At 62.8% G+C, this 15,001-nt stretch carries 14 protein-coding genes; 5 read left to right on the top strand and 9 right to left on the bottom strand.

Features of this window, described 5'->3' with window-relative positions:
• Nucleotides 1-48: 48 nt before the first annotated feature.
• The gene (locus ACTJJN_RS00995) at nucleotides 49-501 is read left to right on the top strand and encodes a GNAT family N-acetyltransferase (protein WP_012053892.1); all 453 of its coding nucleotides are present in this window, start codon (nucleotides 49-51) and stop codon (nucleotides 499-501) included.
• 116 nt (nucleotides 502-617) lie between these two features.
• Here ACTJJN_RS00995 and ACTJJN_RS00990 read toward each other — a convergent pair whose 3' ends face one another.
• The 9 genes from ACTJJN_RS00990 to tkt all read right to left on the bottom strand — a co-directional run bounded on the left by ACTJJN_RS00990 (nucleotide 618) and on the right by tkt (nucleotide 10,046).
• A complete protein-coding gene (locus ACTJJN_RS00990) occupies nucleotides 618-914 on the bottom strand; it encodes a winged helix-turn-helix domain-containing protein (protein ID WP_003249396.1) in 297 nt (98 codons plus the stop codon).
• Nucleotides 915-926: 12 nt separating this feature from the next.
• Nucleotides 927-1,427, bottom strand: coding sequence for a M48 metallopeptidase family protein (locus ACTJJN_RS00985; protein WP_004576612.1), 501 nt, complete (start codon nucleotides 1,425-1,427; stop codon nucleotides 927-929).
• A gap of 39 nt (nucleotides 1,428-1,466) precedes the next feature.
• Nucleotides 1,467-3,593, bottom strand: a complete 2,127-nt coding sequence (locus ACTJJN_RS00980) for a putative bifunctional diguanylate cyclase/phosphodiesterase (protein WP_324736831.1) — start codon at nucleotides 3,591-3,593, stop codon at nucleotides 1,467-1,469.
• Nucleotides 3,594-3,805: 212 nt separating this feature from the next.
• Complete coding sequence (gene fba, locus ACTJJN_RS00975; RefSeq protein WP_010955535.1) at nucleotides 3,806-4,870, bottom strand: class II fructose-bisphosphate aldolase; 1,065 nt, start codon at nucleotides 4,868-4,870, stop codon at nucleotides 3,806-3,808.
• 100 nt (nucleotides 4,871-4,970) lie between these two features.
• On the bottom strand, nucleotides 4,971-5,300 hold the full coding sequence (locus ACTJJN_RS00970) for an MliC family protein (protein ID WP_004576614.1): 330 nt from the start codon (nucleotides 5,298-5,300) through the stop codon (nucleotides 4,971-4,973).
• 78 nt (nucleotides 5,301-5,378) lie between these two features.
• Complete coding sequence (locus tag ACTJJN_RS00965) at nucleotides 5,379-5,630, bottom strand: hypothetical protein (protein ID WP_014754651.1); 252 nt, start codon at nucleotides 5,628-5,630, stop codon at nucleotides 5,379-5,381.
• The gene (locus tag ACTJJN_RS00960; RefSeq protein ID WP_003249382.1) at nucleotides 5,630-6,793 is read right to left on the bottom strand and encodes a phosphoglycerate kinase; all 1,164 of its coding nucleotides are present in this window, start codon (nucleotides 6,791-6,793) and stop codon (nucleotides 5,630-5,632) included. Before ACTJJN_RS00960 ends, ACTJJN_RS00965 begins: the two co-directional genes overlap by 1 nt.
• 12 nt (nucleotides 6,794-6,805) lie before the next feature.
• Nucleotides 6,806-7,867, bottom strand: coding sequence for an erythrose-4-phosphate dehydrogenase (epd, locus tag ACTJJN_RS00955; protein ID WP_003249381.1), 1,062 nt, complete (start codon nucleotides 7,865-7,867; stop codon nucleotides 6,806-6,808).
• Between the two features lie 181 nt (nucleotides 7,868-8,048).
• Entirely contained in the window at nucleotides 8,049-10,046 is a 1,998-nt protein-coding gene (tkt, locus tag ACTJJN_RS00950; RefSeq protein WP_003249379.1) for a transketolase, read from the bottom strand.
• A gap of 251 nt (nucleotides 10,047-10,297) precedes the next feature.
• Here tkt and ACTJJN_RS00945 point away from each other — a divergent pair, with 251 nt between their 5' ends.
• The 4 genes from ACTJJN_RS00945 (at nucleotide 10,298) to ACTJJN_RS00930 (ending at nucleotide 14,953) form a co-directional block, all read left to right on the top strand.
• Nucleotides 10,298-11,290 (top strand): ArsR/SmtB family transcription factor, encoded by a 993-nt coding sequence (locus ACTJJN_RS00945; protein WP_324736830.1) that lies wholly within the window; start codon nucleotides 10,298-10,300, stop codon nucleotides 11,288-11,290.
• Nucleotides 11,291-11,308: 18 nt separating this feature from the next.
• Nucleotides 11,309-12,499: a methionine adenosyltransferase gene (gene metK, locus ACTJJN_RS00940; RefSeq protein WP_003249375.1), complete on the top strand. Its 1,191-nt coding sequence runs from the start codon at nucleotides 11,309-11,311 to the stop codon at nucleotides 12,497-12,499.
• 228 nt (nucleotides 12,500-12,727) lie between these two features.
• Nucleotides 12,728-14,428, top strand: coding sequence for an NAD-dependent DNA ligase LigB (gene ligB, locus ACTJJN_RS00935; protein WP_324736829.1), 1,701 nt, complete (start codon nucleotides 12,728-12,730; stop codon nucleotides 14,426-14,428).
• A 132-nt stretch (nucleotides 14,429-14,560) separates the two neighbouring features.
• Entirely contained in the window at nucleotides 14,561-14,953 is a 393-nt protein-coding gene (locus tag ACTJJN_RS00930) for a DUF1090 domain-containing protein (protein WP_012053898.1), read from the top strand.
• Nucleotides 14,954-15,001: the final 48 nt, after the last annotated feature.

The following is a 15,001-nucleotide window of genomic DNA, read 5'->3' as shown; positions in this document are numbered from 1 at the left end:
GCACATGCAGCATGCGATGATCGAGCCCCATCCAAGGAGTTCGTGCCCATGTCAATCGACTGGCTCTGCAAGCACCACACCGACCTCGGCAAGGAGCAGCTCTATGCCATTTTGCAGCTACGCACTGAAGTACTCGTGGTGGAGCAGCGCCACGCCTACCAGGAAGTCGATGGTCAGGACCTGACTGGCGATACCCTGCACCTCATGGCCTGGCAGGAAGACAAGCTGGTGGCCTACCTGCGCCTGCTGGATCCGCAGTCACAAGGTGGGGATGTGGTGATCGGACGAGTGGTGACATCAGCGCAGGCACGAGGTTTGAACCTTGAAGAAAGCTTGCTGCTGAAGGGGCTGGAGGCGGCGGAGCATTGTTGGCCGGGGGTGCCGGTTTTTCTGTCGGCTCAGGCGCACTTGCAGGATTTCTATGCCCGCCATGGGTTTGCGGTGGTGAGCGGCGAGTCGCTGGTGGACGGCATCTCGTCTATCGGCATGCGTAGGGGTTGAGTCAACCGTGTGGTAGCGGGCCTGCCCGCGAGGCAGGCACTGAGGGGGATGGCACGGGCTTCGCCCGTGTTCGCGGGGAAACCCGCTCCTACGGGCGACCGCGCAGGCTTTTCAAATCAGGGGTAGCCCAGCACTTCGCGGATTTGCCGCAAGTGACGGATGATCCACTGCTTGTCGATCGCTCCCCAATCATGAATGCGATAATGCCCGGCGTGGTTGCGTGCGCCTTCCTGCTGTTCGAACTCGCAGACGATGTCCAGGTCGGCCAGCGCGGCGATAGTGTCCTGAGCTGTACGACGGGGCATGCCGGTGGCCTCCATCAGGGCGGGCACGCTGGTCGCGGTCTGGCTATCGATCAGCCAGGCCACGTACAGGCGGCGGTAGAAGCTGCTCTTGGTCTTGCTCACTTCCATGCTGCATGTTCCTTAGAGGTTGCCCGGCAGCTCCCGGTAGGTCAGGTAGACGCGCAGGTCGAATTCCAGTTGGTGATAGTCCGGCTCCATGTGCTGGCAGAGCTGGTAGAACGCTTTGTTGTGATCTCGCTCGCGCAGGTGCGCCAACTCGTGCACAACAATCATGCGCAAGAACTGTGGCGCGGCCTCCTTGAACAGCGAGGCAATGCGGATTTCCTTCTTCGCCTTGAGCTTGCCACCCTGCACCCGCGACACCGCCGTGTTCAAGCCCAGGGCCCGATGCGTCAGATCGAGGCGGCTGTCGAACAGCACCTTGTCCAGGTTTGGCGCACTTCGCAGGTACTGTTGGCGCAGATCCTGGGCATAGCCATACAGCGCCTTGTCGTTTTGCACGTCATGGCGGTCAGGGTAACGGCGCTGCAGGTATTCACCCAGGCGGTCGCTGTCGATCATCTGCCGCACCTGCGCCTGCAGGTGCGGGGGGTAGGCTTGCAAGTAACGTAGTACGGTCATGGCGCTGTATTCGGCGTAACGAATGCCGATTCTAGCCAATCACGGCCCTGGCCAGGAGAAAATTGCCGGGAAGCCGCTAGCGTCAGCAGCGGTCATCGGATAAGCCACCAAGAAACCCTGAACGTATTCGCAACCATTGGCCTTGAGCCAGGCGGCCTGCGCCGGGGTCTCCACACCCTCGGCGATCACCGTGATACGGTAGTCGGCGCACAGGCCGATCACGCTGCGAACCAACGCAGCATCTACCGCCGAATCGGGCAGACGGGCCACCAGATGCCGGTCAAGCTTGAGGGTGTCGATAGGCAGGTCGCGCAGCATGCGCAACGAACAGTCACCCGCACCAAAGTCATCCAGGGCCACCCTCACGCCCAGCTCACGCAAGCGGTGTATCTGTTTGACGGCCGCGTCGATGTTATACATCAGCGACGTTTCCGCCACTTCCACCTCCAACTGCGTCGGGACAAGCTGGTAAAACTGGATGACCCGTTGCAGTTCCTCGACCAGGCCAGGCATGACGAACTGCGCGCGGCTCAGGCTGATGCCGAGCACAAGGTCCGGCGGAAACCTGTCGTACCAGGCCTGCCGCTGCGCGGCCCCCTGGCGGTAGATCCAGCTGGCCAGGCGATTGATCAGCCGCGCTTCTTCCAGCAACGGGATGAACAGCCCCGGCGGTACATCGCCAACGCTGGGGTGCTGCCAGCGCAGCAACGCCTCGAAACCACGCAGGCGGCCATCGTGGAAGGCGACCTGTGGCTGATACACCAAGGTAAAGTCCTGCTGCTCGATGGCCGTGCGCACGCTGTCCTCGAGCATCAATCGCGAGCGCGCCCGTCCGTTGAGTTCCTGGTCGTAGAAGCGGTATTGCTGACGCCCCGCTTGCTTGGCTGCGTACATCGCTGCATCGGCCGAACGCAGCAGGCCTTCAACATTGGCGCCGCAGTCCGGGTAGGTGGCAATGCCGATGCTGACCCCAAGGCATACATCGAGCCCGTCGACCTCATGGCTGATGGAAACACGCTCGAGCAACCGTTCGGCATAACGCCCGGCCTGCTCCGGGTAGGGCAAGCTGTCGAACAGTGCAGTGAACTCATCCCCGCCCATACGCGCCAGCAAGGCCTCACTGCCCAGGCAGTCCTTGAGCTGCTCGGCCACCCAGCGCAACACCCGGTCGCCCGCGTCGTGGCCGAGCGAGTCGTTGATGCGCTTGAAGCCATCCAGGTCCATGTACATCAGCGCCTGCGCCTTGTCCGAGCGCTCGTTGCGCAACAGAGCACCTTCAGCAGCCTGGTAAAAACCACGGCGGTTGAGCAGGCCGGTGAGCGGGTCGGTAATGGCCTGGTATTCCAGCTGCTGGTGCAAGTTACGCACCACCGACATGTCCAGCACGGTCACCACCATGGCCTGTTGGTCGGCCGGCAACGGCGCACAGGACAGCGCCACCGGCACAAGCTCCCCCCCTTGGGTCCGCAGTTGGGCATCATGTACGCGGAAGATCTGCCGCCCCTGGTAGGCCTTGTAGAAGTCCGACTCGCGCCACAGGCTGGTACTGGTCAGTTGCACAACGTCGAGCAATGGGGTGCCCTGCAGTTGTTGCACCGGTGCCGCCAGCAAACGGGAAATGGCCGGATTGGCAAAACTGATGATGCCCTGGGCATCAACCACCAGAATGCCTTCGGCGGCATTCTCCAGGATGGACGCATTGAATGCCCTGGCCGCCTCCAGTTCGCGACTGAGCTGCTGCAGCATGCGTCGGTTGCGCTGCTGGTCGAGCAGCGCCTGGACCTTGGGCTTGAGTATTTGCGGGTCGAACGGTTTGAACATGTAGTCCACGGCGCCGCTGGCGTAGCCTTTGAGCACGGCCGCGTCGGACTGTTCGTTGGCGGTGAGGAAAATGATCGGGGTCAGTCGAGTACGCTGATTGCCGCGCATCAGCCGGGCGACTTCGAAGCCGTCCATTTCCGGCATCTGTACATCCATCAACACCAGGTCGACTTCGTACTCAAGCAACGCGCTCAAGGCTTCTATCCCAGAGCTCGCCGTCAATACTTGCCAATCCTGCCGGGCCAGCAAGGCCCGCATGCTGATGAGGTTCTCGGGGTAGTCGTCTACCACCAGAAGAACTGAGCTGCCATCCAGTGGCTGCTGTTGAGGGTAAGCGCCATCCATGCTGCTTCTCTGTTATGTGACCGACTTCAAAATACGGTTGGATCCATTAGTACTCTAGTCCTGAGGCTGCAACACGCAATGCAATCAGAACGCTATCAATGGTTAAACTGTACGGTAGCCGACTAACGGTCGGTCTGCGGAAATTATGTACAGGTTTCCATCGCCCATAAAAAAACCCGCATCACTGCGGGTTTTTCAGGGTTACCTGTCGATCAGTTGACCTTGGCGGCCAGTTCACCTTTCAGGTAGCGCTGGTACATACCTTCCAGAGAGATCGGCTTGATCTTCGAAGCATTGCCCGCGGTGCCGAAGGCCTCATAACGAGCGATGCACACGTCGCGCATGGCCTTGATGGTTTCACCGAAGAACTTGCGTGGGTCGAACTCGCTCGGGTTCTGCGCCATCAGACGGCGCATGGCACCGGTAGAGGCCAGACGCAGGTCGGTATCGATGTTGACCTTGCGCACGCCATGCTTGATGCCTTCAACGATTTCTTCGACCGGTACACCGTAGGTTTCTTTGATGTCGCCGCCGTACTGGTTGATGATCGCCAGCCACTCTTGCGGTACCGAGGACGAACCGTGCATCACCAGGTGGGTGTTGGGGATGCGCTTGTGGATTTCCTTGATACGATCGATGGCCAGCACGTCACCGGTTGGTGGCTTGGTGAACTTGTAGGCACCGTGGCTGGTACCGATGGCGATCGCCAGGGCGTCGACCTGGGTCTTCTTGACGAAGTCGGCGGCTTCTTCCGGGTCGGTCAGCATCTGGCTGTGATCCAGCACGCCTTCGGCGCCGATCCCGTCTTCTTCACCGGCCATGCCAGTTTCCAGCGAGCCCAGGCAGCCCAGTTCGCCTTCAACCGAAACGCCGCAGGCGTGAGCCATGGCAACGGTCTGCTGGGTAACGCGGACGTTGTACTCGTAGTCGGTCGGGGTCTTGCCGTCTTCACCCAGCGAACCGTCCATCATGACCGAGCTGAAGCCCAGCTGGATCGAGCGCTGGCAGACGTCAGGGCTGGTACCGTGGTCCTGGTGCATGCACACCGGGATGTGCGGGAACTCTTCGATGGCAGCCAGGATCAGGTGGCGCAGGAATGGCGCACCCGCGTATTTGCGGGCACCGGCCGAAGCCTGAACGATCACCGGGGAGTCGGTCTTGTCGGCCGCTTCCATGATGGCGCGCATCTGCTCGAGGTTGTTGACGTTGAAAGCTGGTACGCCGTAGCCGAACTCGGCGGCGTGGTCCAGCATCTGGCGCATGCTAATGAGTGCCATTGTGTATCTCTCTCCCGACAAGCGTCGTTTGTTTCGTGCAAGCCTGCCGCAGGGGCGGTTGCTGTTCAAGTAGTGTGGGCCACCCTCGCGGCCCGGCCAGTCACGGTGCCTTGCAGCCCCGCCCAATCAGATCGTTGGTTGCCACCCAGTACACCAGGCCTTCTTCGCCCTTGGTGTGGAAGGCCAGCATGCCATCGCTGTACAGCGCACCCGAGGCACCCGGTTCAGCCTTGAGCCGGTACACCTGGTCGCCGCCGCCAAGGCGCACGTCAACCTGGTCACGTTGCGCATCGGCGAAGCGCCAAAGCACCTCAGCCTGGGTGTCGCAGACCCAACGGGTCCAGTTGTCTGCCGGGGCCGGTTGCGCCGGCTGCAGCAGTGAGCATCCTGCCAGTGTCGCCAGGGCCGTCACGGCCAAAAGCGCTTTCATTCAGTTTCCTCGATTTGGGGCTGCTGTGCAGCCCTTCCTCAAGACCACAAATCAACGTTCAGGTTGCCTATTACCCGATCAAGGGCAACCCGGCGCCTTGCGCTGGTGGTCTTCGTCGTACTTTTCCAGGCCTTCCGGGCCCACGCGCTTGCCGATGACCGGCACAGTCTCGGCCTGCCATTCGGACTGATAGCAACCGCCCTTGTGCGACTGCGCCGGGTCGGCATCCGAGGCCGGGCTGCCCGCGCAAGCGCTCAGCAGACCGGCCAGCATCATCACAGGCAATTGTTTGACCACCAGGCCACTCCCTTTGCCAAGCGCCGACGTCATCAGGCCTTGGCCCGCTCTTCCAGGATTGCCACAGCTGGCAGGACCTTGCCCTCGACGAACTCGAGGAAGGCGCCACCACCGGTAGAAATGTAGGAGATTTCCTTGCTGACGCCATATTTGTCGATGGCTGCCAGGGTGTCACCGCCACCGGCGATGGAGAATGCGGCGCTGTCGGCGATGGCCTTGGCCAGTACCTTGGTGCCGTTGCCGAACTGATCGAATTCGAACACGCCCACCGGGCCGTTCCACAGAATGGTTTTCGACGATTTCAGCAGCTCGGCGAAGTTGGCCGCGGTTTGCGGGCCGATGTCCAGGATCATGTCGTCGGCAGCAACGTCGGCGATGGCCTTGACGGTGGCTTCGGCGGTCTCGGCGAACTCCTTGGCAACGACCACGTCGACTGGCAGCGGTACGCTGACCTTGGCCGCGATGGCCTTGGCGGTGTCGACCAGGTCAGGCTCGTACAGCGACTTGCCCACCGGGTGGCCAGCAGCGGCCAGGAAGGTGTTGGCAATACCGCCGCCGACGATCAGCTGGTCGCAAACACTGCTCAGGCTGTTCAGCACGTCCAGTTTGGTGGAAACCTTGGAGCCGGCAACGATGGCCGCCATTGGTTTGGCCGGGGCCTTCAGGGCCTTGCCCAGGGCGTCCAGTTCGGCAGCCAGCAGCGGGCCTGCAGCAGCGACTTTGGCAAACTTGGCTACACCGTGAGTGGAACCCTCGGCGCGGTGGGCGGTGCCGAAGGCGTCCATGACGAACACGTCACACAGGGCAGCGTACTTCTGCGCCAGCTCGTCGGCGTTCTTTTTCTCGCCCTTGTTGAAGCGCACGTTCTCGAACAGCACCAGTTCACCGGCCTGTACCGCGACACCGTCCAGATAGTCGGCAACCAGCGGCACGTCACGGCCCAGGGCCTTGCTCAGGTAATCGGCGACCGGCTTGAGGCTGTTCTCGGCAGAGAATTCGCCTTCGGTCGGGCGGCCCAGGTGCGAGCAGACCATTACCGCTGCGCCCTTCTCCAGGGCCAGCTTGATGGTCGGCAGCGCTGCCAGGATACGCGCATCGCTGGCTACCACACCGTCCTTCACAGGCACGTTGAGGTCTTCGCGGATCAGTACGCGTTTACCTTGCAGGTCGAGGTCGGTCATCTTCAACACGGTCATGAATGCAGTCCTTCAGGGCTGTTTGTTGCGGGTTGGGTGAACGACGTGCAGAAAGTGTTCGGCAACGTCGAGCATACGGTTGGCAAAACCCCATTCGTTGTCGAACCACGCCAGCAGGTTTACCAGGCGGGGCCCGGAAACACGCGTCTGGCTGGCATCGACGATCGCCGAATGTGGGTCATGGTTGAAATCACAACTGGCGTGCGGCAGCTCGGTGTAAGCCAGCAAGCCTTTAAGCGGACCTTCCAGCGCAGCCTCGCGCAGCACTCGGTTGACTTCGGCCGCACTGGTGTCGCGGGCAGTCTGCAGGGTGATGTCCAGGCACGAGACGTTGACGGTCGGTACACGTACCGCTTTGGCCTGGATTCGCCCGGCAAGTTCCGGAAGCAGGCGCTCGATGCCACGCGCCAGGCCAGTGGACACGGGAATCACCGACTGGAAGGCCGAACGCGTGCGGCGCAGGTCTTCGTGGTGATAGGCATCGATCACCGGCTGGTCGTTCATCGCCGAGTGGATGGTGGTGATCTGCACATATTCGATGCCGAACGCCTGGTCCAGCACACGCAGCAGCGGCACGCCGCAGTTGGTGGTGCACGAGGCGTTGGACACCAGGCGCTCGCTGCCGGTAAGGCAGGCCTGGTTGATGCCGTAGACCACCGTGGCGTCAACGTCGGCCTCGCTGGCCATGGGCTGCGAGAACAGCACCCTTGGCGCACCGGCGTCGAGGAAACGCTGGCCATCGGCACGGGTGTTATAGGCACCGGAACACTCCAGCACCAGGTCGATGCCCAGCGCAGCCCAGTCGATGCCTTCGGGGGTGGCACTGCGCATTACCTTCACGCAATCGCCATTGATGTGCAGACAGTCGCCGTCGACCTTGACCTCGCCGGGAAAACGCCCGTGGGTGGAGTCGAAGCGTGTCAGGTATTCCAGGCTGGCCTGATCGGCCAGATCGTTCAGCGCGACGATCTCGAAACCGGCCTTTGCCCCCCGCTCGAACAGCGCGCGCAGGACACAGCGGCCGATACGGCCATAACCGTTGAGTGCAACTTTGTAGGGACGCGGGTGGGGCATTGGTTGGCTCGCTAACGCATGATGGCTTTGAGGCCGCGTTGCGGCCCATCGCGACGCAAGGCCGCTCCCACAGGGACCGCGCCATCCNACCGTTTCTGTGGGAGCGGCCTTGCGTCGCGATGGAGGGCAAAGCCCTCCCCTTGCACGACCTGGAGGGCGTCACTGCCCTCCATTTGTTACATCAGTCTTCCAGCAGCTCTTCGGCAGTACCGAGGATGTTCTCCAGGGTGAAGCCGAACGCTTCGAACAATGCCGAAGCCGGCGCCGACTCACCGTAGGTGGTCATGCCGATGATACGACCTTCCAAGCCGACGTACTTGTACCAGAAGTCAGCGTGGGCAGCTTCGATGGCGATGCGCGCACCGACTTCCAGCGGCAGCACGGACTGCTTGTAGGCAGCGTCCTGGGCATCGAACACGCTGGTGCACGGCATGGAAACCACGCGCACCTTGCGGCCTTGCTCGGTCAGCTTGTCGAAGGCCTGAACAGCCAGGCCCACTTCGGAACCGGTGGCGATCAGAATCAGTTCAGGCTCGCCGGCGCAGTCCTTGAGCACATAGCCACCGCGGCTGATGTCGGCGATCTGCTGGGCATTGCGGTCCTGGTGCTGCAGGTTCTGGCGCGAGAAGATCAGCGCCGATGGGCCGTCCTTGCGCTCCAGGGCGTTTTTCCAGGACACGGCGGACTCCACCGCGTCGGCCGGGCGCCAGGTGTCCAGGTTCGGGGTGCTGCGCAGGCTGGTCAGCTGCTCGATCGGCTGGTGCGTCGGGCCGTCTTCGCCCAGACCGATGGAGTCGTGGGTGTACACGTGGATCACGCGCTGCTTCATCAGGGCCGACATGCGCACGGCGTTGCGGGCGTATTCCATGAACATCAGGAAGGTCGCGCCGTAAGGCACCAGGCCACCGTGCAGGGCAACGCCGTTCATGATGGCGGTCATGCCGAACTCGCGCACGCCGTAGAACACGTAGTTGCCGCTGGCGTCATTGGCTTCGACGCCCTTGCAACCTTTCCACAGGGTCAGGTTGGAGCCGGCCAGGTCGGCCGAACCACCGAGGAACTCGGGCAGCAGCGGGCCGAAGGCGTTCAGGGCGTTCTGGCTGGCCTTGCGGCTGGCGATGGTTTCGCCTTTGGCAGCCACTTCATTGATGTAGGCCTGGGCCTTTTCGCTGAAGTCGGCCGGCAGCTCGCCGCTGGCACGGCGCTTGAACTCGGCAGCCAGCTCCGGGTAGGCCTTGGCGTAGGCGTCGAAGCGCTGGTTCCACTCGGCTTCAACCTTGGCACCGGCGGCCTTGGCATCCCACTCGGCGTAGATGTCGGCCGGGATTTCGAACGGGCCGTGGTTCCAGTTCAGGGCCTGGCGGGTCAGGGCGATTTCGTCGTTGCCCAGCGGGGCACCGTGGCAGTCTTCCTTGCCCTGCTTGTTCGGCGAACCGAAACCGATGGTGGTCTTGCAGCAGATCAGGGTCGGGCGATCGCTCTTGCGGGCGGTCTCGATGGCCATCTTGATTTCTTCGGCATCGTGGCCGTCGACGTTGCGGATCACCTGCCAGTTGTAGGCTTCGAAGCGCGCCGGGGTGTTGTCGGTGAACCAGCCGTGCACTTCGCCGTCGATGGAGATGCCGTTGTCATCGTAGAAGGCGATCAGCTTGTTCAGGCCCAGGGTGCCGGCCAGCGAGGCGACTTCATGGGAGATACCTTCCATCATGCAGCCGTCGCCGAGGAACACGTAGGTGTTGTGGTCGACGATGGTGTGGCCGTCACGGTTGAACTGGGCAGCCAGTACTTTTTCTGCCAGGGCGAAGCCCACGGCGTTGGCGATACCCTGGCCGAGCGGGCCGGTGGTGGTTTCAACGCCTGGGGTGTAGCCGTACTCCGGGTGGCCCGGGGTGCGGCTGTGCAGCTGGCGGAAGCCTTTGATGTCATCGATGGTGACGTCGTAGCCGGTCAGGTGCAGCAGCGAGTAGATCAGCATCGAACCGTGGCCGTTGGACAGCACGAAGCGGTCACGGTCGGCGAAGCTCGGGTTGCTCGGGTTGTGCTTCAGGTAGTCGCGCCAAAGCACTTCGGCGATATCCGCCATGCCCATGGGGGCACCTGGGTGGCCGCTGTTGGCCTTTTGCACGGCATCCATGCTGAGGGCACGAATGGCGTTGGCACGTTCACGACGGCTGGGCATCGCTGATCTCCTAGGGGGCTTGAATAGGTGGTGTCACGAAAAAGGCGGCCATTTTCGCCCACTGGGGGCGCTTGGGGCAAACATTTAAGCGCCAAGCGCCAGCTTTAAGCCGCAACTGAAGAAGCAGAGCGCGACTCGGGGCGCCCCAAAGCGTGTCACTTGAGGCTTTCGGCTTGCAGCTCATCGCCAATATCAAAACTTTTTGATATTGGCCTTGCTAGGGCATCGATGCCTGTCTAGACTGCCGCCCCATGAATCTGCGTGCGCAATCGATCCCCGAGCAACGCGAAACATTGGCCGCCCTGTGCAAAGCCAGTGGCGATGCGTTGCGCCTGAACGTATTGCGCGCACTGGCCAACGACTCGTTCGGCGTGCTGGAACTGGCGCAGATCTTCGACATCGGCCAGTCAGGCATGAGCCATCATCTCAAGGTGCTGGCTCAGGCCGACCTCGTGGCAACCCGCCGCGAAGGCAACGCCATCTTCTACCGCCGTGCCCTGCCCGATGGCCTGCGCCTGGGGGGGCGGCTGCACGCGGCGCTGCTCGAAGAAGTCGACGACCTGGCCCTGCCGCCCGATGTGCAGGCGCGCATAGCCCATGTCCAGCAGCGCCGGGCGGCCACCAGCCAGGACTTCTTCCTGCGCGTGGAAGAGAAATTCCGTGCCCAGCAGGACCTGATCGCCGGCCTTCCGCAGTACCGCGACAGCCTGCTGGCGCTGCTCGACAAACTGCATTTCGACCCGGCCGCCAGCGCGCTGGAAGTCGGGCCCGGCGACGGTGGCTTCCTGCCCGACCTGGCCCGGCGCTTCGCCCAGGTCACCGCCCTGGACAACAGTCCTACCATGCTCGAGCTTGCGCGCCAGGTGTGCCAGCGCGAAGGGCTCGACAACGTGAACCTGCAGTTGGCCGACGCACTGGGTACAACGGATGTGGCCGCCGACTGCGTTGTGCTGAACATGGTGCTGCACCATTTCAGCGACCCGGCCCTGGCCTTGCGCCAGCTGGCCAAACGGGTGAAGGCAGGCGGCAGCCTGCTGGTCACCGAACTGTGCAGCCATGACCAGGGGTGGGCGCGCGAAGCCTGCGGCGACCTCTGGCTGGGCTTCGAACAGGATGACCTGGCGCGCTGGGCCAACGCTGCCGGGCTGGCCCATGCGGACAGCCTGTACGTGGGCTTGCGTAACGGTTTCCAGATCCAGGTCCGCCATTTTCAGCGGACGGCTGGCGACATACACCATCGGTAAATTTCAGGAACCTTCGAGATGAGCGAATACTCCCTTTTCACCTCCGAGTCCGTGTCCGAAGGGCATCCGGACAAGATCGCCGACCAGATTTCGGACGCTGTCCTTGATGCCATCATCGCCCAGGACAAATACGCCCGCGTAGCCTGCGAAACCCTGGTCAAGACCGGTGTCGCCATCATCGCCGGCGAAGTCACCACGTCGGCCTGGGTCGACCTGGAAGACCTGGTGCGCAAAGTCATCATCGACATCGGCTACAACAGCTCCGACGTCGGCTTCGACGGCGCCACCTGCGCCGTGATGAACATCATCGGCAAACAGTCGGTAGACATCGCCCAGGGCGTGGACCGCTCCAAGCCGGAAGACCAAGGCGCCGGTGACCAGGGCCTGATGTTCGGCTATGCCAGCAACGAAACCGAAGTCCTGATGCCTGCACCGATCTGCTTCTCGCACCGTCTGGTAGAACGCCAGGCCGAGGCACGCAAGTCCGGCCTGCTGCCATGGCTGCGCCCGGATGCCAAGTCGCAGGTCACCTGCCGCTACGAGAACGGCAAAGTGGTCGGTATCGACGCCGTGGTGCTGTCGACCCAGCACAACCCGGAGGTTTCGCAGAAAGACCTGCAAGAAGCCGTGATGGAGCTGATCGTCAAGCACACCCTGCCTGCCGAACTGCTGCACAAGGGCACCCAGTACCACATCAACCCGACCGGCAACTTCATCATCGGTGGCCCGGTGGGTGACTGTGGCCTGACCGGCCGCAAGATCATCGTCGACTCCTACGGCGGCATGGCCCGCCACGGTGGTGGTGCGTTCTCCGGCAAGGACCCGTCCAAGGTCGACCGCTCCGCCGCCTACGCCGGCCGCTACGTGGCCAAGAACATCGTCGCCGCCGGCCTGGCAGAGCGTTGCGAGATCCAGGTGTCGTACGCCATTGGCGTAGCCCAGCCGACGTCCATCTCGATCAACACCTTCGGTACCGGCAAGGTCTCCGACGACAAGATCATCCAGCTGGTGCGCGAATGCTTCGACCTGCGTCCGTACGCCATCACCACCATGCTCGACCTGCTGCACCCGATGTATCAGGAAACCGCTGCCTACGGCCACTTCGGCCGCACCCCGCAGCAGAAGACTGTCGGCGACGACACCTTCACCACCTTCACCTGGGAGCGCACCGACCGCGCCCAGTCGCTGCGTGACGCTGCCGGCCTGTAAGCCTCCTACAGCGCCAGACGAAAGCCCCTGCCGAGCGATCGGCAGGGGCTTTTTTGTGCCTGTCACGGCATTTTCATCGCCTGTGAGATCGAGCGCCGCGCTGGTTTTTTGCGCAACCTCGGGATGGGAGACGAGCACCCGCGAAATATCACCTGACAACTGCACGCACCGTCCGCCCCGCTACCTGCCTACGCTAAGCGCTTCCCCGCCATGCAAGGATGCCAGGCCATGCCGTACCTGTTGTTGTTCGCCCTGCTATTTGCACTGAACGCCCCATTGGCCAGGGCTGCCTCATGCCCACAGTGGAGCCCGCAACAGGCCAAGGCCGAAGTTGCGCAACTCCGCGCCACGCTTGCCCGATGGGACGAGCACTACCATCGCCAGGGCATAGCCCTGGTGGCCGACGAACTGTACGACCAGAGCCGCGAGCGCCTGAACCACCTGCAGCAGTGCTTCGCGGTTGGCACCAGCCCCTCCCCCCTGGCCAACGCTCGCGGCCCGGTCCCCCACCCCGTGCCGCATACCGGCGTCGACAAGCTGGCAGACCGCCAGGCCGTGGCGCGATGGATGGCCGGCAAGAGCGGCGTGTGGGTACAGCCCAAGGTCGACGGCGTAGCCGTTTCCCTCACCTACCAACAGGGCCGATTGGTGCAGCTGACCAGCCGGGGGGACGGCGTAAACGGCCATGACTGGAGCCGACACATCCCGCAACTCGACGCTGTCACTCGGCAGTTGCCTGAGGCGCTCGACCTGCACTTGCAAGGTGAGCTGTATCTGCGCCTGAACGATCATGTGCAAGCCAAGGCAGGCAGCGCCAACGCCCGGGGTACCGTGGCCGGGCTGCTCGCACGCAAGCAACTGACTGGCGCACAAGGCAACGCTATCGGCCTGTTCGTGTGGGGCTGGCCGCACGGCCCCGAGCAACAGACCGAACGCCTTGCCCAACTGGCACAACTGGGTTTTCCGGACAGCCAGCTTTACAGCATCGCCATCGACACGCTGGAGGATGCAGCACACTGGCGCGAGCACTGGTATCGCTCTGCTCTGCCCTTCGCCACCGACGGTGTAATCCTGCGCCAGAGCAGTCGGCCACCTGCCGAGCGCTGGCAGGCCAAGGCGCCCTACTGGATCGCGGCCTGGAAGTATCCCTATGCACAAGCCTTGGCCGAAGTACGCGACGTGCGCTTTCGGGTTGGCCGCACCGGCAGGGTCACGCCCGTGTTGCACTTGCTGCCGGTCACCCTGGACGACCGACGGATTACCCAGGTAAGCCTGGGTTCGCTGGCGCGCTGGCACACCCTCGACATCCGCCCCGGCGACCAGGTGGCCATCAGCCTGGCCGGGCTGACCATTCCACGCCTGGAGCAAGTGGTGCATCGCACGGTCGAACGCCAGGCGGTCGCCGCGCCTGCGCCCGACCGCTATCATGCCCACAGCTGCTGGCAAGCCAGCGAGGGCTGTGATGAGCAATTCATTGCCCGCCTCACCTGGCTTGGCGGTAAACAGGGCCTGGCCTTGCCCCGCACCGGGCCCGGCACATGGCGTCGGCTGGTCGAAGCGGGCTTGGTAACGTCCATGACCGATTGGCTGCAGCTCGATGCCGAGCGCCTGCAGCAGGCCCCCGGCATCAGCAGACTCACCGCGGCACACCTGCTGGGCAGTTTCGACGAAGCCCGCTCACGCCCCTTCGATCAATGGCTGCGCGCCCTTGGCGTGCCCATTGGCAAGCATTTGCCACTAACTGGCGACTGGCAGGCGCTGGCTTCACGCAGCGCCGGGCAATGGCAAACTGTGCCCGGCATCGGCGCAAAACGCTCGCGCCAACTTGTGGAATTTTTCGCGGCCTCTGAGGTGCAAGCCATCGCCGCACAGTTGGCCGAAACCGGCATAGAAGGTTTCCGGCCCCCACCCCAGCGCATTGAGCAATGATTTTTTACCAAATAGTGCGTAGGAAAAACCTGAGACTCGAGCAGAAAACCTCACCAAGGGTTTCTAAATGGGCAAAACCAAGGCAGGATTTCCCCCAACTTTTGCTGCCCCGCCCCGTTCAGGAGGCTTTTCATGAAACGTATTTCGACTCTTTTCCTGCTCGCAACACTGGGCCTGGCTGCGGGTACTGCTCAGGCTGCCCAGCCGGACGCCGGGCTGACCGGTTGCGCCGCCAAGCGCAGCGCCATCGAAAACCAGCTGAAAATTGCCCGTGACCACGGCAACAGCGGCCAGGTTGCAGGGCTGGAAGAAGCTCTGCGCGGTGTGGACAACTGCACCGACGCCAGCCTGCGCAAGGAACGTGAGCAGAAGGTGCTCGATGCACGTCACGAAGTGGCGCAGCGGGAAAAGGACTTGAAGAAGGCCGAGAAGAAAGGCGACGCCGAGAAGATCAACAAGCGCAAGGACAAACTGGCCGATTCGCGTAAAGAGCTGCAGGAAGCGGTCGACGATCTCGACCGTTAAGGCATCTGGCCAGCAAGCCTGGTCTTTGTGGGAGCGGCCTTGTGTCGC

The sequence above is a fragment of the Pseudomonas sp. 22515 genome (genome assembly GCF_052044625.1).
In the GTDB taxonomy this organism is placed as follows: domain Bacteria; phylum Pseudomonadota; class Gammaproteobacteria; order Pseudomonadales; family Pseudomonadaceae; genus Aquipseudomonas; species Aquipseudomonas alloputida.
The sequence above is the reverse complement of the archived record's forward strand: the minus strand, read 5'-3'. Positions and strand labels throughout refer to the sequence as shown.